This is a genomic window from Microlunatus parietis, assembly GCF_013407955.1.
Taxonomy (GTDB): Bacteria; Actinomycetota; Actinomycetes; order Propionibacteriales; family Propionibacteriaceae; genus Microlunatus; species Microlunatus parietis.
The window spans coordinates 408,426-433,140 of sequence record NZ_JACCBU010000001.1; the positions used below are offsets into that span (position 1 = coordinate 408,426).

Genomic DNA, 24,715 nt, shown 5'->3' on the forward strand with positions numbered 1-24,715 from the left:
AGAGGAACGATGAGCGGTCGGAGCGGGCTGTGGCGGGTCGCGGAACTGCCCACCACCCGAGCAGGCATCGAGCGGGCGTTCTCGTACTTCATCGCCGGGATCCGGCTCGGCACGGTGGCTCAGATGGTCCCCTCGGTCCACCTCGGCGTCGCGACCTCCCCGAACGGCACCGCCTATCTGCTCTGCTGGCTGGCCGCCGCCGGAGCCGCCGTCACGGTGAGCGTGCTGACCCTGGTCCGGCGCCGTCCGCTCGGCACCGTCGGTGCCGTGATCGACTTCGCGCTGGCCTGTGGTCAGTTGCTGCTCGGGCCCCTGGTGCTGGCGCCCGGTGACCGGCTGGGCACCTGGGTGACCTACCAGTCGGCCAACGCGCTGTCGGTCATCTACACCGAAAGCGGCGTCCGCCAGCGCAGCGTCTGGGTGGGCGGGCTGGTCGGCGTGATCGTCTGCTACGTCGTCTATCTCGGCAGCGAGCTCGGCGGCGACCAGACCTTCAACGCCGTCGGCAACGTGCTGACCTTCGTCGTGTACGCCCTGATCGCGCGCATGTTCTTCGGCTTCACCCGGCGGATCGCCTCCGACGCCGACGCGTCCCGGGCCCGTGCCGCCGAGCTGGCCCGGCGCGAGGAGGAGCGCCGGGCCCGGCTGACGATGCACAACGGCGTCGCCCTGATGCGGCTGCTCACCGAGCCCGGCACCGACGACTCCCGGCGCCGGCTGATCGACCAGGCGGAGGTGGAGCTGCGGCGGATGCGGGCCTACCTGCGCGGCCGCGGTCCGGCCGAGCCGGACCGGGTCGAGGGCGCCGGCTCGACGGTCCGGCTTGCTGCCATGATCACCAAGGTGTGTGACCGGTACGCCGATCTCAACGTCGACGCCCTGCTCGACCTCGGCACCGGCCTGGAGCTCCCAGCGGAGCAGGCCGAGGCCCTCGAACGCGCGCTGGACAGCCTGTTGCTCAACGTACGGCAGCATGCCCGCGCCGACGGCGTCGTCGTCCACCTCGACCAGGGCACCGACGGAAGCTGGCGGCTGACCGTGCGGGACGACGGCGTCGGCTTCGACCCGGCCTCGGCCGCCGAGGGCATCGGCCTCCGCGACGTCGTCCTGGGCGAGCTGCGGCGGCGCGGGCTCGACGTCTCGATCGACTCGGCCAGCGGCGCCGGGACGACGGTGACGATCTCGTCCGGAACCAGCCCGACCGGCAACGCCCAGCAGCACGATCCCGCGGGAGCGCCCGGATGAGGCCGCGGCTGGCCGTCGTCGACGACGCCTCGCTGATCCGGGAGTCGGTCGGCCTGCTGATGCCCGGTCTGGAGGTGGTCGCCGCCCTGGCCAACGTCGAGGAGCTGCTGCGGCTCGCCCCGGAGGCCGACCTGGTTCTGCTCGATCTGCATCTGGCCAACCTCGAGCAGCAGCCCGACGTCCGGCAGGGCGTCGCCGCGATCCGGGCGCTGACCGGCCGCTACCGGGTCTGCGTCTACAGCCAGGAGGAGCGCCGGTTCGTGCTCGCCGCCTGTATCGCGGCCGGGGCCGCCGGGGTCGTATCCAAGGCGTTGCCGACCGCCCGGGCCGAGCAGCTCATCCTGGAGGTCGCGGCCGGCGGCACCGTCGTCCCGCAGCCGGTGATCGGGATCCTCGAGGTGCTGGTCCGGCGCAACTGCATCACGCTGCTCAGCGAGCGGCAACGGCAGCTGTTGCACGGCCGGGCGCGCGGGCTGACGTACGCCCAACTGGCGAAGGATCTGTACGTCAGCGAGTCGACGCTGCGCGGCTACTGGCTCGACCTGTCCCGGTCGTTGTCGGACTCGCTGCGCGCCCTCACCCCGAGCGAACTCGAACACGCGCTCGGTCTCGCGCCCGGTGACCTGCTGGAGTTCTGGCCCGGCGCGGCTCAGGTGACCGACTGGTGGCGACTCGATTCCGGTGCCTGAGCCCCGTCGAGGAACTCCTCGATGATCGGGCCGAGCACGGCCGGTTCGACGTCGTGCGGCTGGCCGGCCATGGTCAGCCGGCGCCCCCGCGGCAGCAGGTCGGCCACGACCTGGGCGGTCGTGCGGCGCCAGGAGCGGCTCTGCTCACCGTCGATGACCAGCGTCGGTACGGTGATCGCGCCGGCCCAGTGCGCCGGCAGGCCGAAGTCGCCCATCACCTCGAGGTCGTACGGCAGCGTCGGCGCGACCGCCTCCAACTCCGGCCAGAGCGGAGCGTTGCGCATCGGCGCGACCACCTCGGCCGGCATCTCGACCGCGGTGACCAGGAATGCCTCCACCGCGTCGCCCGGCCGACCGCGGGCGACCAGGTCGCGCAGCCGGTCGGCGAAGTCCGGCGGCATCGGCGGCCGGCTCGGGTCGAGGATGAACGGCGGCTCGATCAGCAGCAGTCCCTCGATCGGCACGCCGCGGGCGGCGGCCTCGGCGGCCAGCACGGCGCCGGACGAGACCCCGAGCGCGTACGCCGAGCCGCCGGCCAGTTCGACCACCGCGGCCAGGTCCTCGATCTCCCGGCCCACCACCGCCGGGCCGTCGGTGCCGGGATCGCCGCTGTCGCCGCGGCCGCGCCGGTCGTAGGTGATCATGGTGAACCGGCCGGCCAGGTGCTCGGCCAGCGGGCGGAACGTGCGCCGGTCGTTCAGCGCACCGCCGACCAGGACGATCGCCGGGCCGCTGCCGTACACCTCAGCGGCGATGCCGGTGCCGTCGGCGGACCTGACGGTCTCGTGGCGGCGGCCGGGTTCGTGGCGACGGCCGGGCCGGTCGGTATAGAGGCCGCCGAGGTAGGCGAACAACTCGCTGTGCCCGTACAGCCTGGGCTCGGTGCGCCGGGCCAGCCCGGCGAAGTAGCGGTCGTAGCGGCGCCGGACATCGTCCGCCTCGCCGGCCGCGACGAGCCGTTCGGTGGCGAAGGTGCGGACCAGTTCCAGCAGCCGGTAGCGGGACCCGGAACTGCCGTCGATCCGTACCACCAGGGAGCGGTCGACCAGCCGGCCGAGCAGTTCGGCGACGTCGGCGACCGGCACCACGTCACCGGCACAGACCGCCTCGGCCGCGGCCAGGGTGCAGCCGCCCGGGTGCGGGGCGAGCCGGCGCAGCACCGCTCGTTCCGGCGTACTGAGCAGTTCCCAGCTCCACTCGACGATCGCGGTCAGGGTCTGCTGCCGGTCCGGCCGGCCGCGCTGCCGGCGACGGTCGTCGAGCCGCACCGCAAGATCGCGGACGTCGAGCGCGGCGACCCGGCTCGCCGCCAACTCGAGCGCCAGCGGCAGCCCGTCCAGCCGGCGGCACAGGTCGACCACCGCGGTCAGGTTGTCGGGGCCGAGCCGGAAGCCCGGATCGGCCGCCGCCGCCCGCGCGGTGAACAGCCGGACCGCCGCGCTGTCGGCCGCCTCGGTGCCCGGGTCGGGCAGCGGCAGCGGCTGGACCGGCCAGCGCTGCTCCCCCGCGACGCCGAGAGCCTCGCGGCTGGTGGCCAGGATCCGCAGGCCGGCCTCGTCGGCGAGCAGCCGGGTCGCCAGTTCGGCGGCGGCGTCGATCACGTGTTCGCAGTTGTCGAGTACGAGCAGCGCGTCCGGCCCGCGTTCCGCCGCCGCGGCCGCGACCGCCTCGGCCAGCCGGTCCGGGTCGGCGCCGGGCTCCAGATCGGCCAGCTCGACCAGCCAGGCGTCGCCACCGTGGCGTCGCGCGACGGCCAGCGCGAGACTGGTCTTGCCGACGCCGCCGGGTCCGGTGAGCGTGATCAGTCTGGTCCCGGCGAGCCGGTCGGTCAGCTGGTCCAGGTCGGTGTCCCGGCCGATCAGGTCGGTCACCGGGGCGGGCAGGTTGCCGGCCGGCGCGAGGTCCGGCTGCGGGCCGAGGGACGGGTCGTCGCTGAGGATCCGCTGCTGCAGCTCGGCCAGGTCGGGGCTCGGGTCGAGGCCGAGTTCGTCGGCCAGGCGGTGCCGGAGGTCGGCATAACTCTGCAGCGCCTCGGCCTGCCGGCCGGCCCTGGCCAGCGCCCGCAATTGCACGGCCCGCAGCCGTTGCCGGAGCGGATGGGCGGCGACCAGTTCGGCGAGCTCCGCGACCAGGTGATCATGCTCGCCGAGTTCCAGCCGGGCTTCGGCGTAGGCCTCCTGGACGGCCAGCCGTTCCTCGTCCAGCCGGTCGATCGCGGCCCGGGTGAACGCCTCCTGCGCATAGTCGGCGTAGGCGGGTCCGCGCCACAGCGTCAGCGCGTCGGCCAGGGTCGCCGCCCGCATCCGTACGCTGCCGGTCTGCCGGGCCCGGGTCGCCAACGCCCGGAACCGGCCGGCGTCGACGGCCTCGGCCGGCACCGAGATCAGATAGCCCGGCGGCGCGGTCCGGATCAGTTCGCGAGCGCCCGGCTCGGCGTTCTCCAGGGCCCGCCGCAGCTGGGAGACCCGGGTCTGCAGCGTCGACGTCGGGTTGACCGGCAGCGCATCGCCCCAGAGGTCGTCGATCAGGGTCGCCGCCGCCACCGGCCGGCCCGCGTGCAGCAGCAGATCGGCGAGCAGCGCGCGGACCTTCCGGTCCGGAATGCGCACCGCCGCGCCGTCGTCGGTCCAGGCCGCCACCGGCCCCAATACCCCGAAACGCATGCCCCATAATCGCCGACCAGTCACCAACGCAGGCGTTTCTGCGGCGTGTCGCGGCTTTTGTGACCGGTCGACCGACCATTCGGAGCGGGTACGGGAAGGACGTCAGCGTGCTCGCGGCGTCGAACGCCATCGGGTCCTGATCGGTTCGGAGAGCAGCTTCAGGCCGAGCACGTCGCGGTCTGAAGGGTTTCTGAAGTGCCGCGGTGGAGAGTCTGCGGCATGAAGAACACACTGCTCCTCGCCGGCGCGATCGCCGGCCCGCTCTATGTCGGTATCGGCACGGTCGAGGCTCTCGTCCGGGACGGCTTCGACATCCGGATCCATCCGCTCAGCGTGCTCGCCAACGGGCCGGGCGGCTGGGTCCACTCAGCGATGATGATCACCACCGGACTGCTCACCGTGCTCGGCGTCGTCGGCCTGCGCGGCTCGGTGCCCCGGGTCACGGCGATCGGGCTGGCGATCTACGGGCTCGGCGTGACGGCGGCCGGGATGATGACGGCCGACCCGGTCGCCGGCTTCCCGCCCGGCACACCGACCACGCCGCCGGAGACGATCAGCTGGCACGGGCTCGGTCACTTCCTGGCCGGCGCGATCGGATTCCTCGGGCTGATCGTCGCGGCGCTGGCGCTGGCCTGGCGGCTGCGTCGGGACGGCCGGCCCGGCTGGGCGGCCTTCTCCTTGATCACCGGCGTCTTCTACCTCGCGGCCTTCGTCGGGATCGGTGCCAGCGGCGGGCAACCGGCGCTGAACATCGCCTTCAGCGTCGCGGTGGTGCTCGGTTGGACCTGGATCTCGCTGCTGATGCTGCGGAACCGTACCGCCGGAACGGGGAGTTGATCATGCGCTTCATCGCGATCCTGCGGACCTCCGAGGCGCACGGGTTTCCACCGCCCGCCCTGCACGAGGGCATGGCCGAGCTCGGCGCGGAGGCGGCCGCGGCGGGCGTCCTGGTCGACACCGCCGGGCTGCTGCCGGTCACCACCGCGACCAAGATCATCGTCGCCGACGGCGAGTTGATCACCAGCGACGGTCCGTTCGACGAACCGGTCCCGGTCGGCGCGTACGCGGTCTACGATGTCGCCGACCGCGCCGAAGTCATCGAGTGGACCCGGCGCTTCATGGACCTGCACCGCCGCACCTGGCCGGGCTGGTCCGGTGAGTCGGAGATCCGCCAGGTCTTCGGCCGCGAGGGCTGAGCGAAGGAGCCGGGCATGATCGGGCTGCGCGTCGACACCACCGACGAGCCCGACCGCCGGCTGGGCCGGATCTGGTCGGCCGCCTGCGACCGCCCGACGCCGTTCAACTCGCTCGCCTCGTACACCTCGGGCATCGGTTGCGTCCGAGTCGGCGGCGTCACCACCGTGCACCTGCGTGGACCGGCGACCCAGGCCACCCCGCTGACCTGCTCGGCCGGCTCGGAGTTCTTCGGCGCGGACTTCCGGACCGGCTGCTACCTCACCGTCGTCCGGCCGGCCCGCTTGATCAACATGAGCGACACGGTGCTGCCGGCCCTGCCCGACGGCCGGGTGCTGCTCGGCGGGCAGGCCTGGGAGGTGCCGACGGCGGACAACATCGACGTGTTCGTCGACCGGCTGGAGCGGGCCGGCTTGTTGATCTTCGATCCGCTGGTCGAGGAGTTGCGGTACGGCGGCCGGGCGCCGATCCCGGACCGCACGGCGCAGCACCGTTTCCTCCGCGCGGTCGGCCTGTCCCGCCGCACGTTCAGGCTGATCGAACGCACCCGGACCGCCGCCCGCCGGCTCCGATCGGGCGTCCCGATCGGCGAGGTGGTCGCCGGCACCGGCTTCTACGATCAGCCGCAGCTGACCCGGGCGCTGCGCCGGCTGATCGGGCACACGCCGGTCGAGGTCGCCCGGGGCGGCATGTTCCTCGACCTGTGACGTGCGGTTCGGTACCTTGATCAACTTCTGACCGGTGCGACCCGGAGTCTCGACCTGGTCCAGGTCACCGAGGTCGGCAACGGCGCCGTCGTGCTCACGTACACCCGAAGCAGACCTGACTCCCTCCTCCGGTCGGCGGCCCGTGGCATGATCAGCGGGCCGACACCGTGTCCGAGCGAGGGGGTCTGAATGCCGGAGTTGCGGCTGCACGCGGAACCGAAGCCGGGCGAGTTGCTGGACCGGATCTGGGCCGTGGACTGTGACACCGTCCTGCCGGTCACGGGGCTCGCGTCGTACTACTCCGGCATCTGCTGCATCCGCGCCGGCGGTGTCACCACTGTGTACCTGCGGGGTCCGCTGACTCGCGCGATCCCCCTGGTCTGCCCGTCCGAGATGGAGTTCTTCGGCGCGGACTTCCGGACCGGCGCCTACCTGACCGTGGCCCCGCCGGCCCGCCTGATCGACCTGAACGACGTCGTGCTGCCGACGCTGCCGGACGGCCGGATCCTGCTCGGCGGGCAGGCCTGGGAAGCGCCGACGCCGGGCAACCTCGACGTCTTCGTCGACCGGCTGCACCGGGCCGGCCTGTTGATCTTCGACCCGCTCGTCGAGGACTTCCGGTACGGCTGCACGGTGCCCGTCTCGACCCGGGTCGCCCAGGGCCGCTTCCGCCGCGCGGTGGGACTGTCGCGGCGCGCGCTGCACCTGATCGAACGCACCCGGCAGGCCGCCGACCTGCTCCGGGCCGGCATCCCGATCGGCGACGTCGTGACCCGCACCGGGTTCTACGACCAGCCGCAATTGACCCGCGTCGTGCGGCGGCTGATCGGGCACACGCCCGGCGAGGTCGCCCGCGGTGACATCGTCGTCTCGCTGTAACCCCGCGGCTCCGTACAAGACCAGCGATCCTTGTTCCTACATGCTGATCGGCGTGCGACATCGCCCCCGCCCCTCGTTGCCCAGACTGCGCAGCGCTCGGGCCCTGCTGGCCGCCGCCGTCATGATCATGACCGCCGGCTGCGCCCTCGTACCGACGCCGCCGAACAGTCCGGACCGGCCGAGTCCCGCGTCCCCGACCGCCGTACCGCCCACCACCGGGCAGCCGACCGCGGAGCAGACGGGCGCCGACTTCGACGACATCGTCGCGACGGAACGGTTGCCGGACGGACTCGCCGCGCAGGAATTGCGGATCATGCGGGACGGCGCGGCCCTCAACCTGGAGAGCATCAACCGGATCGGTGGCCGGGTGCCGGCTGCCACCCTCGAGGAGCTGCGGCCGTTGCTGGAATCACCCGAACTGATCGAGGAGGCAGCCGTGCTCGAGACGTTCGTCAACGGCGTCTGCGACGACTCGCTCGGCATCCACGAATTGACGATGGGCGACCTGCACATCGTCGAGAAGCTGCCGTGCACGATTCCCGTCGACACCCCGGTGCTGGATCAGATCAAGCAGCTCCTCGACGAGGTACGGAAGGACGGCATCACCAAACCACTCGGTGCCGACGGCCCCCACTTCTCCTCCATCGATCTCGAGGAGATCTTCGACGGCCGGTCGTCCGGGAGCAAGATCACGGTCCGGCCCGACCGGACCGTCGTCAGGCACGGCCCGTACGAGACCTCCGGGACGATCGACCAGCCGCAGTTCGACGCGATCAGGATGATCACTGCCGGCGAGCTCTGCACCGAGCCGGCCGGCGAGTTCGAGCACGGCCACCTGATCTCCGTCGACGGCCGCGAGCCCGTCGCGGTGCAGTTCCTGGATCCGAAGGGGCGGTGCGTAGCAGGGAATGCCCTCGTCTCGATCGTCGCCGACGCAGTCTGATCGGGCAGGCATCCCTTCGGATACGATGGCGGCGATGTCAGACTCCCCGGATTCCTCGCTGCCGCTGCCGGCAGCCCGCGTCAGCGACGCCGAACGCGAGCGAGCCGCCGAGCAGTTGCGCGACGCGGTGTCGGACGGCCGGCTCGACCTCGATGAACTGGACGAGCGGCTGACCGCTGCCTACCAGGCCAAGACCCGGGCCGATCTGGTCGCCGTGACCTTCGACCTGGAGCCGGTCAAGAACGACGCGCGGCCGCTGGCCCTGCGGACCAAGAGCGGAACGATCAAGCGCGCCGGGGTCTGGACGGCACCGGCCGAGATCATCGCGGAGTGCACGTCCGGAACGATCAAGCTCGATTTCACGCAGGCCAGGGTCCAGGACCGTGAGGTCCACGTGCACGCGAGCGCGAAGTCCGGCTCGGTGATCCTCATCGTGCCGCACCGCGGCTGGTCGGTCGTGATGGAGGACGTGAGCAGTTCCAGTGGCAGCATCGTGAACAAGGTGCTCGGCGACGGCAGCCCGTACGGTCACACGATCCGGGTCACCGGCGGCGTCACCTCGGGCGTGATCAAGGCGCGGCACCCGCGGCGCCGCTTCCTCGACTGGCTGTTCGCCCGGCCACACCCCGACGCCCTGACGTCATGATCACGTCGGGACGGGCCGGTCGAGGCCGCTGCCATCCGGCCGAGCAACTCGCCCCGGACGGCGCCGAGCAGGTGATAGCCGGCGATCCTCGAGCAGCGGTTCCGTCGCGGCTAGCGCGGCCTCCGGCCCCGCGACCGGCGAGTGGCACGATTTTGCACTTTGCGGAGCTGCGGCACCGCTTTCCCGGCGGCGGGCTCAGACGGTCGTCGCAACAACGGTCTTGGGAGGTTGTTGTGGCGGTCGATGCTGGAGTGCGGGCGCGGGTGTTGGCGTTGGTGGCGGCGGGTGAGTCGTGTCGTGGTGCGGCGCGCCGGGTCGGGATTTCTGAACCGCCCCGGGTTTTCCGGACGCTTCGGGTTGTGTCTCTACCCGGTCGGGCTGAGACGGTTTCTTGCAGCGTAGTACGCGGTTTCGACCTCGATGGGTGTGAGGTCGTCGATGGCTTCGTGGGTGCGTTCGTGGTTGAACCAGTGGACCCAGTGCAGGGTCTCGATCTCGACATGATCAACATTGCGCCAAGGCCCGCAGCGTCGGATCATTTCGCTCTTGTAGAGACCGATCTGGGACTCGGCCAGGGCGTTGTCGTAGGCATCGCCCACCGAGCCGACCGAGGGGTCGACGCCGGCCTCGATCAGCCTGCTGGTGAAGGCGAACGAGGTGTACTGACTGCCGGCGTCGGTGTGGTGGACCAGCCCGGTCAGGTCGGTGATCCCGGCTTGATGGCGGGTCCAGAGCGCGTGTTCGAGGGTGTCCAGGACGAGTTCGGTGGTCATCGTGGTGGCGGCTCGCCAGCCGACGATCAGCCGGGAGAACACGTCGATGATGAACGCGACGTAGACGATCCCGGCCCAGGTCGGCACGTAGGTGAAGTCGGCCACCCAGAGCCGGTTCGGCGCCGGCGCGGTGAAGTCCCGGTCGACCAGATCAGCCGCTCGGGCCTGCTTGGGGTCGGCGATCGTGGTTCGCACCTGCTTGCCCCTGAGTGCGCCGTGCCAGCCGTTTTGTGCCATCAACCGCTCGACCGTGCACCGGGCCACGTCGTGGCCCTGCCGGCGCAGATACAGCCACAGCTTCCGAGCACCGAACCCGTCGACGAACCGCTGCTGCCGGGCGGTCTTGATCAACTCGACGATCTCGGTGTCTCGTAACGCCCGCCGAGATGGCGGCCGGTTACGGGCCTCGTAGTAGGTGGACGGGGCGATCTTGATCCCGTGCTCGGTCAGCACGCGACAGATCGGCTCGACCCCGAACCGGTCCCGGTGTTCGTCGATGAACACGATCAGTACCTGGGTGGGCGGTCGAGCTCCGCCGCGAAGAAAGCCGACGCGCTCTTGAGGATCTCGTTCGCTCGGCGCAACTCGGCGTTCTCCTTCTTCAACGCCTTGATCTCAGCGATCTCCTCGCTGGTCTTCCCCGGCCGCTGACCATGATCAACTTCGGCCCGACGGACCCACTTCCTGACGGTCTCGGCCGACCCGATCCCGAGCTGGTCCGCGATCGTGCGGATCGCTTCGAACTCGGACGGGTAAGCGCCGCGCTCCAGCGCCTCAGCGACCAGCCGGACCGCACGCTCCCGCACCTCGCGGGGATACTTCGACGGACGTGCCATGACTTCATCCTCCAACTAATGAAGCCTCCGGACACCCCGGGGCGGTTCATTCCTATCGGAGCGTGGTGCGGTGGGCCAATCTGGCCGGTATGGAGTTGCAGCCGGGCCGGATCGGCGGGATCGCTGGGGTCAGTGCGTTTCGGCGGTCACCGCGGGCGCGGCCTCCGCGGGTGCTGCCGGAGGGGGACTATCTGGCTGAGAACGGCCGGTTGACGCTGGCCGGGCGGGTGGTGATCGCGGTCCGGCTCCGGGACCAGTGGCGGCCTGCCGCGATCGCCCGGGCGTTGGGGGTGCACCGGTCCACGGTGAAGCGTGAGATCGAGGCCGGCAGCGTGGACGGTCGTTACCGGCCCAAGATCGCCCAGCGGCTGGCCGACGAGCGGCGTCGTCGGCCGAAGTCGGACCGGGTCAAGATCAGGCCCGGGACCGAGTTGTGGGACGAGTTGATCGCCCGGCTGAATGCCAAGCAGTCACCCGAGCAGATCGCCGGCAGGCTGGCCCTGGACTTCGCCGGGCGTGACGCTATGCAGGTGAGCCACGAAACGATCTACCAGGCCCTCTACGTGCAGGGCGCCGGGGCGCTACGCCACGAACTGGCCGTGGAGAAAGCGCTGCGGTCGGGCCGGACCACCCGCCGGCCACGGTCCAAACTCGGACCACGGTCGAACCGGTCCTGGATCGGCACCGCCACCATCACCGCCCGCCCGGCCGAGGCCGAGGATCGGGCCGTGTCCGGTCACTGGGAAGGCGACCTGATCATCGGCGGCGGTAACCAACGCTCGGCGCTGATCACCCTGTTCGAACGCACCACCCGGTTCTGCCTGATCAGCCGGATCACCGTCCATGACGCCGCGACCGTGACCGACCGGCTCACCGAGATGGCCGCCCGGCTCCCGGCAGCGTTGTGGCGGTCCCTGACCTGGGACCAAGGCGTGGAGATGGCCGACCACGCCCGGTTCACCATCGCGACCGGTTGCCCCGTGTTCTTCTGCGATCCCCACTCGCCCTGGCAACGCCCGACCAACGAGAACGGCAACGGCCTGCTCCGAGAGTTCTTCCCCAAAGGCACCGACTTCACCAAGATCACCGACCAGCAAGTCGCCGAAGCCGAACACCTCCTCAACACCCGCCCCCGCAAGATCTTGAACTACCAGACCCCCGCTGAGAAGCTTGCTCAACTAATCACTGTTGCGAAAGCAGCTTGAATCCGCCCGGCCGTTGAGCGACAGCAAACTGCAATTCCGTGCCACAACGCCGCCCACCGATCAAGATCGCTAACTGAGCGGAGTCACCACACCAACAAGATCTTCCACGGGTTCGCCCGACGACGCCGAATCCGCAACGCCCTCCTCGGCCAGGAGATTCTCCGGGTCCGCTCACTCGGGACGGAACTCCAGCAGCGTGACGGAACGTATGCTCCCTTGCACTCCCACTGTCACGTGGCAAATCTGCTGTGAATCTAACCCGGACCACGGCGGCCGTCAGTTGGCTGCCGGCCGCCGGACCCGGTCTTCTTTCCGATGATCAACAACTTGGTCCCGGCATTCTGCCGCCGAGTCAGCCCCTCGGAGCGGTGATGGGTGTACTTCGGGTTCAACCGGAACTTCTTGAGTTTCGCTTTGGCTGGGCGCATCTCAGTCCCGCCCGCGGTGCGCGGGCAGGCTGCAGCGCCGTACGTGATCACGCACGGTTGACGTCTCCCTGACGTGTCAGAAGGGGTTGGGAAACTCCTCCGGCACCGGAAGGCGTTCGGGACGGGATTGGCTATGCGGAAGGGCGACAGCCCATCGGTCCGACGCCGTACCGGAGGGCGAGGCGGACCGCGATGCTTCTCATGATCAATGACCTTCTGGGCGAGCGGGACTGCAGATCAGGCGCGCACAGCGCGCCACAGGGGTCTCGACGGACCACTGGGATCAAGCAGGAGGGTCAGCGGCAGGCTGACGCGAAGGTGACAGCAGCAACACGCATGGCAGTCTCCCCTCGCTCGGAAATGATCACCGCCAGGCTGACAGGCGAGTGCCGGAGGGTCAACAGATTTATGGACGCGTCGCCGCATGCGTCGCCAGTGGCGCACGCCATGATCGTCCAGCCCCGCGGAAGGTGCACCGACGGTTGACCCGCCCGCACCGGAGCAGGGATCGACACCGGCATCCGTGCGGCAATTCCATTCAGCCCCGGCATCAGGACAGGATGCCAGGAGATTCGGTTCTGCCGGCCGCGGACGCTCCGGGTCAAGAGCGACCAGCCCGTTGTTCATCGGGGTCTGACTCTCTATGATCGGAATATGTCTTCCGAGAAGAACCGTTCCGACGCCTTGGCGATGCGAGCAGTCGCCCACCCCGTTCGGCTCGATCTGCTCAGCCTTCTCGATCGCGAAGGACCGCTCACGGCCAGCCGCTGCGCCGAAGCGCTCGGGCTCACTCCCAAGGTCTGTTCGTACCACCTGACCCAGCTCGGAAAGTACGGATTGATCGAGGAAACCGGTGACGGCAAGGGGCGGGCCCGGCCCTGGCGACTCGTGGTCAGCAGTCTTGACTACGTGCACGGGTCCGACGAGACGGAGGACCTGTCCACGGCGGCGGATCAGTACGTCCGGACGATGGTCGGCCGCGACGCCCGGATCGTTGAATCCTTCGTCGACCACCGCGCCGCGTTGCCCCGGAAGTGGCGCAATGTCGCGACCATGTCGAGCAATCCACTCCGGCTGAGCCCGACCCAACTACGGGCCCTGGGTTCCGACCTGATCTCGACGCTGGACCGGTATCGCAAGCTCAGCGAGAATCCCGATCCCGACGCTCATCCGGTGCAAGTCGCTCTCTATGCCGTGCCAGTCGAGCTGACCGACCTGACTCGGTGACCTGACGTGGCCGCGGAGGAATCGCCGGATCGACGAGTCCTCGGCGTCAACCGTGACTTCACCCTGCTCTGGATCGGTGGCGCGGTCTCAGCGGCCGGCTCGACGGCGACCATGATCGCGATGCCCCTGTTGATCTTGTCCACGGGGACTCCGGCAGACCTCGGCCTCCTCACCTCCATCGTCATGGTGGCCGGTCTCGTCACAACACTGCCGGCCGGCGCCTGGGTGGACCGGGCTGACAAGCGCCGTCTCATGCTGGTGTGTGATCTTGGCCGGTTCTCCCTGCAAGGCGTCCTCGCGGCAACACTCCTGACTGATCAGACCCAGCTTCTGGTGATCACCATCGTCTTGAGTGCAACGGCATCGCTCGGCTCGCTCTTCGGCACCGCCGAGGACCCGGCGGTTCGCCAGATCGTCGAAACCGCCCAACTGCCGCGGGCTCTCGCCCGCAATCAAGCGCGCACCGCCGCGGCCGGTCTCTGCGGTGCTCCCTTGGGTGGTGTGCTGTTCGTGGTGGATCCGGCATTGCCCTTCGCGGTCAGTTCCGCCGCGTTCCTGTTCTCCTTCGCCTGCATCGCCCTGATCCGGTCCCCGATGCCACCGGCCGCCGCCATCAGCGAAAGCTCGATCATCGCTACGATCACCGCCGGCCTTCGCTTCGTCGGGCAGCAACCCTTCCTGCGTGCGACCCTCATCCAAATGTCGGGGCTCAATCTCGTCTCGAACGCGCTCTGGGTCATCACGATCGTGATCATCGACAGCAACGGGGATCACGCGTCAGCCGGCCTGCTCATGACCATGGGCGGCATCGGCAGCCTCCTCGGCGCGCTCGTCGCACCGAGCCTCGTCCAGCGGCTGCCGGTTCGGACCATCCTCGTGATCAACAGACTGGTCTGGGCCGCCTTGATCCCGCTGTTCCTGATCACCAGCCATCCCGTCGGGCTCGGCCTCATCTTCGCGGCCCTGTTCTTCATCGGGCCCACCGGCACCACGGCACTCGTCACAGCACAGATGGCCAACACGACCGAACAGATGCAGGGCCGAGCCAGCAGCGCACGCAGTCTGATCGCCGGCCTCGCCGCACCGGCCGGCGCCGCTCTGATCGGCCTTGCGCTGCAACACTTCGACCGCACTGCCTCGATCCTGGCACTGTGCGCGAGCATGCTGCTGCTCGCAGTCCTGGCCGCCGCGAGCCGCGTCCTTCGCGATCAGTCCCGCTGAGGCGAGACGGGTCAGGAAGCGTCGGGGCTCGGGGCGAGGGCTAGGTGGGCGGCGTCGAGGAGGAGGCGGGGGTCGATCTGCTGGCCGGTCATCAGGTGGACCTGGACGGCACCCTGGCCGGCCAGCAGGTCGAGGCCGTTGACGACGCGCTTGCCGGCGCGGTCGGCGGCGGTGGCGAGGGCGGTCGGCCAGCCTTCGTAGATCGCGTCGAAGATCACGTCCGCGCTGGCGGCGGCCTCGTCGGCGACGGCGTCGGCGCCGCCGGCGGTGACGGTCGACAGCAGCACGTCCGCCTTCGGCAGCTCGGTCCCCCAGGCCTGGACGGTCAGGTCGATCTTCAGGGCCTCGGCCAGGCCGCGCAGGCGTTCCGCCTTCGCCGGTGTACGGGCGACGATGGTGATCCGCCGGGCACCGAGTTCGCCGAGGGAGACCAGGGCCGAGCGGGAGGTGGCGCCGGCGCCGAGCACGGTCGCCGTCTCGATCTTCTCCAGCCCCGGCCGTTCACCGGCGGACTTCAGCGCCCAGATCAGGCCACCCACGTCGGTGTTGTAGACCCGGCGGCCGCGGCTCTCGAAGATCAGCGTGTTCGCGGCGCCGGCCAGCGCGGCGACCTCGTCGACCTCGCCGAGCGACATCGCCGCGAACTTCAGCGGCATGGTCAGGCTCAGCCCGCGCCAGGTCGCGTCGCAGCCGGCGACGAAGCCGGCCAACTCCTGATCATCGACCTGATAGGCCTGGTAGTCCCAGTCGACCAGCCCCAACCGGGCGTACGCCGCCTGGTGCATCACCGGCGACAGCGAATGGGCGATCGGCGAGCCGAGCACGGCGCAGCGGGTCACCGCGCCGCCTCGCTCCGGTAGCGGCTGGGTCACCGACACTTCCCCGTGTTCGCCTGGCACCAGGCCTGGAACTCGTCGACGATCTGCTCGAACTCCGCCTTGGTGGTGACGAACTTGGTCTCGCCCGTGTCCAGGTTGACCGTGACGAAATACATCCACGGCCCGTCGGCCGGGGCCAGCGCCGCCTCGATCGCCGCCTTGCCCGGGGCCGAGATCGGTCCGGGCGGCAGGCCCTTAACCTTGTACGTATTGTACGGCGACTTCGATTCCCGCTGCTCCGGCGTGGTCACCGCGCTCTTGGAGTTGACCGCGTACAGCACGGTCGAGTCCAGGCCGAGGTTCCACTTCTTGTCCAGCCGGTTGTAGATCACCCGGGCCGCCTTCGGCCGGTCCTCCGCGCGCCGGACCTCCTTGTCCAGGATGCTGGCCACGATGAGCACCTCGTACGGGCTCTTGCCGATCCTCTTGGCCCGCTCGTTGAGGTTGAGGTCCTTGGCCACCTTCGCGTACTGCGCCGTCATCTGCTTCAGCACCGACGTCGCTGTGGCGCTCTCGACGAGCTCGTACGTCTCCGGGAACAACACGCCCTCCGGATTGTTCTTGGCGTAGCTGGGCAGGCCGAGTTCCTTCGGCTTCTTCAGCGCCGCCTCGAACTCCTTCTTGCTGATCTTCGTGCTCTTGACCAGCGCCTCGATCTGCTCGGAGAGCCGCAGCCCCTCCTTGACCTGGAACTGGGCCCGGACCCGCGAGTCGCCGGGGTTGACCAGCAGCGTCAGGGCGTCGATCGCCTTCATCTGCAGCCGCATCCGATACCGGCCGGCCTGGATCGTGCTGGCCCGCGGCTCGCGGTCGACGACCTTCTCCCAGGCCTGGGTCGACTTGATCACGTCGGCTTCCATCAACGTGCCGCCGATCTGGTCCAGCGACGAGCCCTCCGGCACGACCACCGTCACCTCGTCACCGCCCGGCCCCGGGTAGTCCGGCACCTCGCCGAACGTGGTGACGAACTCGGTCGTCTTGTTCCAGACGAACGAGACGCCGAAGATGAGCACCGCCGCCGCGAGCAGGACGGCGAGATACCCCTTGATCCGGTGGGCGATCTCCCGCCCAGCGCTCGGCTTGTGTTCGGGGTCGAGCATCGATGACACGTCGGGGAGATCCTTCGGTGGTTGCTAGTCGTCGGTACCGGGCGATACTACTTCCCCCGGCGCCCGGCCAGTGCTTCGTTCGGCCGCCAGCGCGTCCTCCAGGATCGTAGCGGCCGCCGCGGCGTCGATCAGCGGGCGCTGCTTCCGGGTGGACCGGCCCGACTCGCCGAGCCGGCGGGACGCGCTCACCGTGCTGAGCCGCTCGTCCACCAGCCGGACCGGGATCGGGGCGATCGCGACCGCCAGGTCCTCGGCACGTTCCCGGATCGCGAGCGCCGCCGGGCCCTCGCCGCCGGACAGCGACCGGGGCAGCCCCACCACAACCTCGACCGGCTCCCGCTCGGCGATCGTCTCGACCACCGCGCGCAGGGTCGCGGCCCGGTCCGCGGTGGCCGGCACCGTCCCGATCGGGTACGCGAGCGTACCGGCCGCGTCACAGGCCGCGACCCCGATCCGGGCCGCGCCCCAGTCCAGCGCCACCCGTACCCCGGTCCGCACGATCGTTCCGGCGGTCAGCGCGTGACCTGGGCGCCGATGGCGTACTCCACGTCGCGGAGCGCGTCGACGATCTTCGTGCCGTCGCTGCCGCCGCCCTGGGCCAGGTCGTCCTTGCCGCCGCCGCGGCCGCCGAGGGTCTGGCTGGCGATGGTGACCAGCTCGCCCGCCTTCAGCCCGCGTTCCCGCGCACCGGCGGTGGTCGCGACGATCACCGTCGGCTTCTCCGCCGTGCCGCCGATCAGGCAGATCACGGCCGCGGTGTTGGACACCCGGTTCCGGACCTCCTGGGCCAGCAGACGCAGGTCGCCGCCGGAGACGCCGTCGGCGTGGTGCGCGATGTAGCCGACGCCCCACATGTCGTGCGACTTGGCGATGATCGGGTCGACCGTGGTCATCAGGTTCGCCGACTTCAGCGCCGCGATCTCGCGCTCGGCGTCCTTCAGTTGCGCGACCATCTTGCGGACCCGGTCACCGAGCTGGTCCGGCTGCACCTTGAGCGTGTCGGCCAGGCCAAGCACCAGCGACCGTTCCTTCGCCAGGTGCTGGAATGCCTCCAGCCCGACGAACGCCTCGACCCGGCGCAGGCCGGAGCCGACCGAGGACTCCGCGTTCAGCGCCATCAGGCCGATCTGGGAGGACTGCAGCACGTGGGTGCCTGCACACAGTTCGCGGGACCAGCCGTCGCCCATGTCGACCACGCGCACGACGTCGCCGTACACCTCGCCGAACAGCGCCATCGCGCCGGACGCCTTCGCCTCCGCCAACGGCATCAGGGACGCCGAGACGCCGAGGTCGGCCCGGATCGCCTCGTTGGACAGCTGCTCGATCCGGTGCCGCTGCTCCTCGTCGACCGCGTGGCCCCAGGAGAAGTCCAGCCGCAGGTAACCGGGCCGATTGTACGAACCCGCCTGCAGCGCGGTCGGGCCGAGGATCTGGTGCAGCGCCTCGTGGATCACATGGGTCGCCGAGTGGGCCTGGCAGGCGCCGAGCCGGTAGTCGGCGTCGACCTGCGACCGGACCACGGCACCGGGCCGCAGCTCGCCGGAGTTGATCTTGACCTTGTGCACCACCAGGCCCTTGACCGGGCGCTGGACGTCGAGCACCTCAAGATCAAGATCGTCGCCGACGATCCGGCCGTGATCACCGGACTGGCCGCCGGACTCCGGATAGAACGGGGTCTCCGACAAGATCACCTCGACCTCGTCGCCGGCCGAAGCATGATCACGAAGTTCGCCGCCGACGACGATGCCGCGCACCTCGCTCTCGCCGGTCAGGGTCTCCAGGCCGGTGAACGGCGTCTCGCCACGCGACCGCAGCTGGGCGTAGATCTCGGTCGAGACCCCGCTCCCCTTCTTCGACTTCGCGTCCGCCTTGGCCCGGTCGCGCTGCTCGTCCATCAGCCGCCGGAAGCCGGCCTCGTCGACCGCAAGCCCTTGTTCGCCGGCCATCTCGAGGGTCAGCTCGATCGGGAAGCCGTACGTGTCGTGCAGCTGGAACGCCCGGTCGCCGGACAGCACACCGGCGTGGTGGCTCTTCGCCGTCGACACCGCCGTGTCGAAGATCTGGGTGCCCGCGGTGAGGGTGCGCGCGAACGCCTCCTCCTCCGCGTACGCCACGTCGGAGATCCGGTCGAAGTCGTCCGCGACTTCCGGGTAGGAACCCTTCATCGCGTCCCGGCTGACCGGGAACAGGTCGCCGAAGCTGGGCCGGTCGACCCCGAGCAGTCGCATCGAACGGACCACCCGGCGGAGCAGTCGCCGCAACACGTAACCACGCGCCTCGCTCCCCGGCGTGACGCCGTCGGAGATCAACATCAGGCCGGACCGGACGTGGTCGGCGACAACCCGGAGCCGGACGTCGTCGACATGATCGTTGCCGTACTTCTTGCCGGCGAGTTCGGCCGCGACGTCGATCACGGGGAAGACCTCGTCGATCTCGTACAGGTTGTCGACGCCCTGCAGCAGGTACGCCACCCGCTCCAGGCCCATGCCGGTGTCGATGTTCTTCCGCGGCAGTTCGCGGGCCACGTCGAAGTCGTCCTTGGCCCGGACCGCGGACAGCTCCTCCTGCATGAAGACCAGGTTCCAGATCTCCAGGAACCGGTCCTCGTCGACGACCGGGCCGCCGTCAGGACCGTACTCGGGGCCGCGGTCGATGTAGATCTCGCTGCACGGGCCGCCCGGGCCGGGGATGCCCATGTGCCAGTAGTTGTCCTTCAGGCCGCGGCGCTGGATCCGCTCCGGCGGCAGTTCGGCGATGTTCTGCCACAGCCGCGCCGCCTCGTCGTCGGAGTGCAGCACGGTGACCCAGACCTTGTCCGGGTCGAAGCCGAGCCCGTACTCGGACTGGGGCGCGGTGATCAGGTCCCAGGCGAAGCTGATCGCCTCGGCCTTGAAGTAGTCGCCGAACGAGAAGTTGCCGTTCATCTGGAAGAACGTGCCGTGCCGGGTGGTCTTGCCGACCTCCTCGATGTCGAGGGTCCGGACACACTTCTGGACGCTGGTGGCGCGCTGGTACGGCGCCGGCTCCTGGCCCGTGAAGTACGGCTTGAACGGGACCATGCCGGCGTTCACGAAGAGCAGCGTCGGATCGTTGTAGAGCAGGGGCGCCGACGGGACGACCTCATGCCGGCGATGGCCGAAGTAGTCGAGGAAGCGACGCCGGATTTCGGCGGTTTTCATCTGGTGAGTCCTAGGGTCGAGAGGGCGACAGGGTCATTCCGGGTTGCGGCCGAGCGCGTCGTTGATCTCCGCTTCGCGCTCGACCATGGCAGCTCGGACCCGGTCGGCGAAGTCCTGGGCGCGCTCGGTGATCCCGGCGGCCGAATCCGCCACCCGGTTCCCGATCGCCTCCGGCGTCGCCTGCTGCAGGTAGTCCCTGATCTTGATCGCGACGAACGCAGCGACGCCGGCCCCGACCAGGAACCAGAACACTCGCTTGATCATCATTTCCTCCGTCGAAAGGAGAACCCGCCGCCGCTACCACCCTTGGCGCTGTGCCCTTTTGCTCTGGCCGGCGTCGGCGACTCACCACGGAACGCCTTGCGCACCCCGTACGTGAACGCCGCCGTCTTGACCAGCGGTCCGCCGAGCGTCGCCGAGAACAGAGTGGCCATCTGGGCCGCGTTCTCGCTGACCACGGTAGCGTGCTTGCTCACCTTGGCCACATCCTCCGTGACGAAGCTCAGCTTCTCCAATTCATTATTGGTCGCCCGCACGGTGCCCTGCAGTTCGGTCAGAATCGGCACCGACTCGTGACCGATGTCGCGGACGGCGAGCCGCAACTCCTCCAGCACCCGGCCCAGCTTCAGCAGCGGCACGGCGAAGAGGATCACCAGGATGGCGAAGGCGATGGCCGCGATGAGACCGGCGATATCCCCCAGGGTCATGAAGCTCCTCAATCGGAATGTGCAGTCAGCGGGGTACGGCCCCGTCGGGCCAGCACGACCTTATCGCGTACCCACGAGCCCCGATACGCGCACGCGCCAGGGTCAGCGATCCGACACACCGACGGTCCAGCGTCAACCCGGCCAGCCGGACAGGCGGCGGGCGCCGGCCAGCACGGGCTCGATCAGGTCCGGCGCGTCCGGGCTGAGCCGGCCGGAGCGACCGGCGACCAGCAGGCAGCCGGTGACCCGGCCGGTTGTGGAACGGACGGCGGCGGCCAGGCCGACCCGGCCGACCACCGTCTCCTCCCGGTCGACGGCCAGGCCGGAGCTGCGGACGTCGCCGAGTTCGGCGAGCAGCCGGGGCCAGTCGGTGATCGTGTACGGGGTGAACCGGGCCAGCCGCTGCCCGGTCAGCAGTTCCGGCCGGTCGGCGAGCAAGATCTTGCCGGCCGCGGAGGCGTGCCAGGCCCGCAGCATCGGGTCGTCGGCGGTCACTTCGTGGTCCGGATCCGGGTCCGCCCAGGCCGGTTCGACCCCGGCCAGGCTGACCAGGTGGACGCCGTGCCGGATCCGGCGGCGCAGATCTTCGGCCACCTCCTTGACCGCGCCGGGTCCGGGGCGTCCCTGGTCCGGGGTGGGCGCGGCGAGTTCGCGGGCGCGCCGGCCGAGGGCGAAGCCGGCCAGGTCGTCCACCCGGACCAGGTAGCCGTCACCGACCAGCAGATTGAGCAGCCGGTACGCGGTCGACCGCGGCACCCGGCACCAGTCCGCGATCTCGCGGGCCGTGCTGCCCGGACCGAGTCGGGCCACCGCCTCGAGCAGCTGCAGGGCCTTCTGCACGGCTCGCGGTTCGTGACCCCCGATCGCCGGGGCTCCGGCGTCTCGCACGGCCGCCGGCCTACGCCGAGGGCCGTCCGGGGTCCGGTCCGAGCAGGCCGCGGCCCGCCAGCGCCAGTTCCCCCGATTCGGTACGGTGCACCGCCGCGCCGCCCGGCAGCGCGTCGATCGACTCATGGCGGTCGAAGGTGCCGATCCGCAGCCGCCGGCCGGGCCGCAGCCGGCGGACCAGCCCGGCCCAGGCGGCGCCGAGCACCAGCACCCCGCCGACCGCGATCACCATCATGCCCTCGCCCCGCTGCACGCTGCCGGACACCAGCACGGCCATGATCACGACCAGCTCCAGGGCGGCCAGCGCGGCCAGCACGACCACCCGCCGGGTCAGCTCGCCGAGCCGGCCGAGCAGCCGGACCACCGCCGCCACGGCCAGCAGGTAGGCGGCCAGCAGCCCGAACCGGAGCGAGATCGCCAGCCAGTCGTACGGCGGCGACCCGCGCCCGGCCAGCTGCAGCACGACCACCCCGGCGGCGATCGCCGAGCAGCCGAACAGGATCGCCCAGCCCGGCGTCTTGAACCGGTCCTGGACCCGGCCGAGCAGCGACGGCCAGACCCGTTCCAGGCCCAGCGTGTAGACCAGCCGGGAGACGGCGTTGACCGAGCCCAGCGCGGAGCCGAGCCAGGACGAGGCGAGGCCGAGGTGTAGGGCGATGACGATCGCCGCCGGAACTCCCTGGCCGGTGCCGAACAGATAGGCGCTGACCAGCACGTCGCCGCGACCGGTCAGCGTGGCCACCCCGGCGGCCAGCACCACCAGCCCGCACAGGGCCGGCGTCCAGCGCAACGTCCGGGCCACCACCGTGGTCCCCCGCCGGGTCTCCGGGCCCAGGAACGCCGCACTCTCGAAGCCGGCCAGCGCGAACGCCGTGAACATGATCACCCGGTGCGTCTGCTCCGCCTCCAGCGGCGGCAGCACCTCGGGCAGCCGGACCATCGGCGGCGCGACCAGCAGAATGATCATGAAGACCAGGGCGGCCGCCTCGATGATGATCAGGCCGTAGGTGGCCACCCGGACGCCGCGCCAGACCAGCCAGCCGACCCCGGCCACGGCGGCCAGCCCGGCCAGCAGCAACGGGACGGTACCCCACGGCGGGGTGCCGATCACCGCCGCCACCGCCGACAGCGCGAGGCTCAGCTGGACCAGACAACTCGCGGCGCTGCCCAGATACTTGATCAACAACCCGGCCGCGACGGCGCCGGCGGCGCGTCGGCCGAGCCCTCGTGCCGTGTACGAATACAGGCCGCCCGCCGCGGCCATCCGAGCCGCCACCTGGGCCAGGCAGGCGCCGATCAGGCACAACCCGATGATCACCACGACGGCGATCACCAGCGCCGAGACCGGAGCGCCGGCTCGCGCGATCAGGGCCGCGAAGATCACCATCGACGCCGCCGGGGCCGTGGTGGACACCGCCTGGGCCAGCACCGACCAGCCGGTCAGCTGCCGCCGACCCAGCGGACGGTGCGGCGACAGTACCGGTTGATCATGTTCGGCGGCGTGGAAGGACCGCTCGATCGCCGCTCGCAGGGCCGACACGTTCCGACGCTAACTCCGGCGTGTTTCGCCCGCGTCACGATCACGGATCGAACCGCCTCCGCCGAGTGGGACGTGCACCCGGGGATGGTCCTGGTCGGCGCTGCCGGACCGCAACGCGGGCGACCCGGATCCGACGCATCCGGTCACCAGACTCGGCGGCATCCCCACTTCGACAGGAGCCCCGATGGCCACGACTCGTCGATCCTTCATCCAGCGCCTGGGCGTCGCCGGCGGCGCCGGGCTGGCGTACAGCGCCCTGGCCAGCCTCGAGCTGGCCCCGGCCGCGGCGGCGGACTCGTTCCAGCCGCTGACACCACGGGACCGGCCCGGCCCCGGTCACCGGTCGGTGGTCGTCCTCGGCGGCGGGCCGGCCGGCCTCTGCTCGGCGTACGAACTCCGCAAGGCGGGCTACCGGGTGACGCTGCTGGAGGCCCGGCAGCGGCCCGGCGGCCGGGTCTGGTCGGCCCGCGGCGGCACGGTCGAGACCGACCTGCGCGGCGAGAGGCAGGAGTGCCGGTTCAGCGACGGGCACCATCTCAACGTCGGCGCGACCCGGATCCCGCAGGACCATCTGACCCTCGACTACGCCCGCGAGCTGGGCGTGCCGATCGTCCCGTTCGGCAACCAGAACGCGAACACTTACGTCCGCTACGCCGGCCCGACGTCGCTGAACAACAAGCCGATCCGGTACCGGCAGGCCAAGGCCGACCTGCTCGGGTACGTCAGCGAGCTGCTCGCCAAGGCGACCCAGCGCGGCAGCCTGGACGACACGCTGAGCACCGAGGACAAGGAACGTCTCGCCGAGTTCCTGAGCAGCTACGGCGACCTGTCGTCCGACGGCCGCTACCTCGGCAGCGACCGGCGCGGCTACGTCACCGAGCCCGGCGCCGGGACGGAGTTCGGCGAGGTCGGCGACCCGGCGTCGCTGTCGGAGACCGTACGCAGCGGGATCGGGCGGAACTTCGCGTTCGACTTCGGCTACGACCAGGCGATGCAGATGCTCACCGTGGCCGGCGGCATGGACCAGCTGCACCGCGCCTTCGCCCGGGAACTGGGCCGGGACGTGATCAAGTACGGCGCCGAGGTGATCTCCTGCAAGAACACCCCGCAGGGCGTCACCGTCGAGTACAAGATCGACAAGCGGGTCCGCCGGATCGAGGCCGACTATGTGATCTGCACCATCCCGCCGCACCTGGTGCCGCGACTGCAGCACAACCTCTCCGCGGAGGTCGTCGCGGCGCTGAGGACGCCGGTGCCGCTGTCGTCCGGCAAGCTCGGCATCGAGTACCGGCGGCGCTGGTGGGAACTGGACGACCGGATCTACGGCGGCGCTTCGAACACCGATCTCGACATCGCCCAGATCATGTACCCGAGCGACAACCTGCACGCCAAGCGCGGCGTCGTCGTCGGCTACTACTCCACCGGCCCCCGGCACGAACGCTTCGATGTCCTGAACCATGCCGGCCGGGTCGCCAAGGCCCTCGACGAGGGCGCCCAGATCCACGGCGACAAGTACCGCAAGGGCATCGCCGCCACCTTCTCCGGGGCCTGGAAGCAGACCCGCTACTCCGAGGGCGCCTGGGTCAGCTGGCCGGGCGGCGCCGAGCAGTCGGCCGCCTACCGCGCCCTGCTGGAGCCGGCCGGCCGGATCTACTTCGCCGGTGATCATCTGTCCAACGCGATCGCCTGGCAGCACGGCGCCTTCGTGTCCGCCCGCGCCGTCGTCGGCCAGCTCAACGAGCGCGCCCACCGCTGATC

The 24,715-nt window shown here is 70.4% G+C and carries 21 protein-coding genes, 1 pseudogene and 1 other annotated feature; of the genes and pseudogenes, 12 read left to right on the forward strand and 10 right to left on the reverse strand.

Annotated features, from left to right (window positions below):
* The first annotated feature begins 9 nt into the window (after positions 1 to 9).
* Together BKA15_RS02020 and BKA15_RS02025 are read left to right on the forward strand one after the other, a co-directional pair.
* On the forward strand, positions 10 to 1,245 hold the full coding sequence (locus BKA15_RS02020) for a sensor histidine kinase (RefSeq protein ID WP_218871021.1): 1,236 nt from the start codon (positions 10 to 12) through the stop codon (positions 1,243 to 1,245).
* A complete protein-coding gene (locus BKA15_RS02025; RefSeq protein WP_179747861.1) occupies positions 1,242 to 1,934 on the forward strand; it encodes a response regulator in 693 nt (230 codons plus the stop codon). Before BKA15_RS02020 ends, BKA15_RS02025 begins: the two co-directional genes overlap by 4 nt.
* On the opposite strand, the gene BKA15_RS02030 is transcribed toward BKA15_RS02025, so the two are convergent.
* The gene (locus BKA15_RS02030; protein ID WP_179747862.1) at positions 1,895 to 4,597 is read right to left on the reverse strand and encodes an alpha/beta fold hydrolase; all 2,703 of its coding nucleotides are present in this window, start codon (positions 4,595 to 4,597) and stop codon (positions 1,895 to 1,897) included. The genes BKA15_RS02025 and BKA15_RS02030 overlap by 40 nt on opposite strands.
* 219 nt (positions 4,598 to 4,816) lie before the next feature.
* On the opposite strand from BKA15_RS02030, the gene BKA15_RS02035 reads away from it, so the two are divergent.
* From BKA15_RS02035 to BKA15_RS02060, 6 genes are all read left to right on the forward strand, one after another.
* The gene (locus tag BKA15_RS02035) at positions 4,817 to 5,434 is read left to right on the forward strand and encodes a DUF998 domain-containing protein (RefSeq protein ID WP_179747863.1); all 618 of its coding nucleotides are present in this window, start codon (positions 4,817 to 4,819) and stop codon (positions 5,432 to 5,434) included.
* 2 nt (positions 5,435 to 5,436) lie between these two features.
* Positions 5,437 to 5,793, forward strand: a complete 357-nt coding sequence (locus tag BKA15_RS02040; protein ID WP_179747864.1) for a YciI family protein — start codon at positions 5,437 to 5,439, stop codon at positions 5,791 to 5,793.
* Positions 5,794 to 5,808: 15 nt separating this feature from the next.
* The gene (locus tag BKA15_RS02045) at positions 5,809 to 6,498 is read left to right on the forward strand and encodes a helix-turn-helix domain-containing protein (protein WP_179747865.1); all 690 of its coding nucleotides are present in this window, start codon (positions 5,809 to 5,811) and stop codon (positions 6,496 to 6,498) included.
* A gap of 189 nt (positions 6,499 to 6,687) precedes the next feature.
* The gene (locus tag BKA15_RS02050; RefSeq protein WP_179747866.1) at positions 6,688 to 7,377 is read left to right on the forward strand and encodes a helix-turn-helix transcriptional regulator; all 690 of its coding nucleotides are present in this window, start codon (positions 6,688 to 6,690) and stop codon (positions 7,375 to 7,377) included.
* Positions 7,378 to 7,429: 52 nt separating this feature from the next.
* A complete protein-coding gene (locus BKA15_RS02055; protein WP_179747867.1) occupies positions 7,430 to 8,320 on the forward strand; it encodes a hypothetical protein in 891 nt (296 codons plus the stop codon).
* 34 nt (positions 8,321 to 8,354) lie between these two features.
* Positions 8,355 to 8,966, forward strand: a complete 612-nt coding sequence (locus BKA15_RS02060; RefSeq protein WP_179747868.1) for a DUF1707 SHOCT-like domain-containing protein — start codon at positions 8,355 to 8,357, stop codon at positions 8,964 to 8,966.
* Between the two features lie 365 nt (positions 8,967 to 9,331).
* Here BKA15_RS02060 and BKA15_RS02065 read toward each other — a convergent pair.
* Positions 9,332 to 10,575 (reverse strand): IS3 family transposase gene (locus BKA15_RS02065; protein WP_179747869.1). Its coding sequence is split into 2 segments (ribosomal slippage): positions 9,332 to 10,287 and positions 10,287 to 10,575, totalling 1,245 coding nucleotides; the frame shifts between segments, so codons are not numbered across the junction.
* Positions 10,160 to 10,288: a sequence feature (AL1L pseudoknot), on the reverse strand. (Overlaps the previous gene by 129 nt.)
* A 5-nt stretch (positions 10,576 to 10,580) precedes the next feature.
* Here BKA15_RS02065 and BKA15_RS02070 point away from each other — a divergent pair.
* The 3 genes and pseudogenes from BKA15_RS02070 to BKA15_RS02080 all read left to right on the forward strand — a co-directional run.
* Positions 10,581 to 11,780 (forward strand): annotated as a pseudogene (locus BKA15_RS02070) (IS30 family transposase); the annotation flags it as partial.
* Between the two features lie 1,082 nt (positions 11,781 to 12,862).
* Positions 12,863 to 13,435 (forward strand): winged helix-turn-helix domain-containing protein, encoded by a 573-nt coding sequence (locus BKA15_RS02075; protein WP_179747871.1) that lies wholly within the window; start codon positions 12,863 to 12,865, stop codon positions 13,433 to 13,435.
* Between the two features lie 6 nt (positions 13,436 to 13,441).
* Positions 13,442 to 14,656, forward strand: coding sequence for an MFS transporter (locus BKA15_RS02080; protein WP_179747872.1), 1,215 nt, complete (start codon positions 13,442 to 13,444; stop codon positions 14,654 to 14,656).
* A gap of 11 nt (positions 14,657 to 14,667) precedes the next feature.
* Here BKA15_RS02080 and BKA15_RS02085 read toward each other — a convergent pair whose 3' ends face one another.
* The 8 genes from BKA15_RS02085 to BKA15_RS02120 form a co-directional block, all read right to left on the reverse strand.
* Positions 14,668 to 15,528, reverse strand: a complete 861-nt coding sequence (locus BKA15_RS02085) for a shikimate dehydrogenase (RefSeq protein ID WP_179747873.1) — start codon at positions 15,526 to 15,528, stop codon at positions 14,668 to 14,670.
* Positions 15,525 to 16,634 (reverse strand): endolytic transglycosylase MltG, encoded by a 1,110-nt coding sequence (mltG, locus tag BKA15_RS02090; protein WP_179747874.1) that lies wholly within the window; start codon positions 16,632 to 16,634, stop codon positions 15,525 to 15,527. Before mltG ends, BKA15_RS02085 begins: the two co-directional genes overlap by 4 nt.
* A gap of 33 nt (positions 16,635 to 16,667) precedes the next feature.
* Positions 16,668 to 17,141 (reverse strand): Holliday junction resolvase RuvX, encoded by a 474-nt coding sequence (gene ruvX / locus BKA15_RS02095; RefSeq protein ID WP_312878794.1) that lies wholly within the window; start codon positions 17,139 to 17,141, stop codon positions 16,668 to 16,670.
* A gap of 14 nt (positions 17,142 to 17,155) precedes the next feature.
* Positions 17,156 to 19,822 carry an alanine--tRNA ligase gene (gene alaS / locus BKA15_RS02100; RefSeq protein ID WP_179747875.1) on the reverse strand — a complete coding sequence of 889 codons (2,667 nt, stop codon included), beginning with the start codon at positions 19,820 to 19,822 and terminating at the stop codon, positions 17,156 to 17,158.
* A 33-nt stretch (positions 19,823 to 19,855) separates the two neighbouring features.
* Positions 19,856 to 20,089: a hypothetical protein gene (locus tag BKA15_RS35195; protein WP_179747876.1), complete on the reverse strand. Its 234-nt coding sequence runs from the start codon at positions 20,087 to 20,089 to the stop codon at positions 19,856 to 19,858.
* Positions 20,086 to 20,529 carry a DUF948 domain-containing protein gene (locus BKA15_RS35200; protein ID WP_179747877.1) on the reverse strand — a complete coding sequence of 148 codons (444 nt, stop codon included), beginning with the start codon at positions 20,527 to 20,529 and terminating at the stop codon, positions 20,086 to 20,088. Before BKA15_RS35200 ends, BKA15_RS35195 begins: the two co-directional genes overlap by 4 nt.
* A gap of 132 nt (positions 20,530 to 20,661) precedes the next feature.
* A complete protein-coding gene (locus BKA15_RS02115) occupies positions 20,662 to 21,417 on the reverse strand; it encodes an IclR family transcriptional regulator (protein WP_218871022.1) in 756 nt (251 codons plus the stop codon).
* A 10-nt stretch (positions 21,418 to 21,427) separates the two neighbouring features.
* On the reverse strand, positions 21,428 to 22,957 hold the full coding sequence (locus BKA15_RS02120; RefSeq protein WP_179747879.1) for an APC family permease: 1,530 nt from the start codon (positions 22,955 to 22,957) through the stop codon (positions 21,428 to 21,430).
* A gap of 184 nt (positions 22,958 to 23,141) precedes the next feature.
* Here BKA15_RS02120 and BKA15_RS02125 point away from each other — a divergent pair, with 184 nt between their 5' ends.
* On the forward strand, positions 23,142 to 24,713 hold the full coding sequence (locus BKA15_RS02125; protein WP_179747880.1) for a flavin monoamine oxidase family protein: 1,572 nt from the start codon (positions 23,142 to 23,144) through the stop codon (positions 24,711 to 24,713).
* Positions 24,714 to 24,715 lie beyond the last annotated feature (2 nt).

Coding starts and splice junctions, on each gene's coding strand:
- BKA15_RS02040 (WP_179747864.1), top strand. CDS start 5,437: ATGCGCTTCATCGCGATCCTGCGGACCTCCGAGGCGCACGGGTTTCCA.
- BKA15_RS02050 (WP_179747866.1), top strand. CDS start 6,688: ATGCCGGAGTTGCGGCTGCACGCGGAACCGAAGCCGGGCGAGTTGCTG.
- BKA15_RS02125 (WP_179747880.1), top strand. CDS start 23,142: ATGGCCACGACTCGTCGATCCTTCATCCAGCGCCTGGGCGTCGCCGGC.
- BKA15_RS02035 (WP_179747863.1), top strand. CDS start 4,817: ATGAAGAACACACTGCTCCTCGCCGGCGCGATCGCCGGCCCGCTCTAT.
- mltG (WP_179747874.1), bottom strand. CDS start 16,634: ATGCTCGACCCCGAACACAAGCCGAGCGCTGGGCGGGAGATCGCCCAC.
- BKA15_RS02030 (WP_179747862.1), bottom strand. CDS start 4,597: ATGCGTTTCGGGGTATTGGGGCCGGTGGCGGCCTGGACCGACGACGGC.
- BKA15_RS35200 (WP_179747877.1), bottom strand. CDS start 20,529: ATGACCCTGGGGGATATCGCCGGTCTCATCGCGGCCATCGCCTTCGCC.
- BKA15_RS02020 (WP_218871021.1), top strand. CDS start 10: ATGAGCGGTCGGAGCGGGCTGTGGCGGGTCGCGGAACTGCCCACCACC.
- BKA15_RS35195 (WP_179747876.1), bottom strand. CDS start 20,089: ATGATGATCAAGCGAGTGTTCTGGTTCCTGGTCGGGGCCGGCGTCGCT.
- alaS (WP_179747875.1), bottom strand. CDS start 19,822: ATGAAAACCGCCGAAATCCGGCGTCGCTTCCTCGACTACTTCGGCCAT.
- BKA15_RS02025 (WP_179747861.1), top strand. CDS start 1,242: ATGAGGCCGCGGCTGGCCGTCGTCGACGACGCCTCGCTGATCCGGGAG.
- BKA15_RS02060 (WP_179747868.1), top strand. CDS start 8,355: ATGTCAGACTCCCCGGATTCCTCGCTGCCGCTGCCGGCAGCCCGCGTC.
- BKA15_RS02045 (WP_179747865.1), top strand. CDS start 5,809: ATGATCGGGCTGCGCGTCGACACCACCGACGAGCCCGACCGCCGGCTG.
- BKA15_RS02075 (WP_179747871.1), top strand. CDS start 12,863: ATGTCTTCCGAGAAGAACCGTTCCGACGCCTTGGCGATGCGAGCAGTC.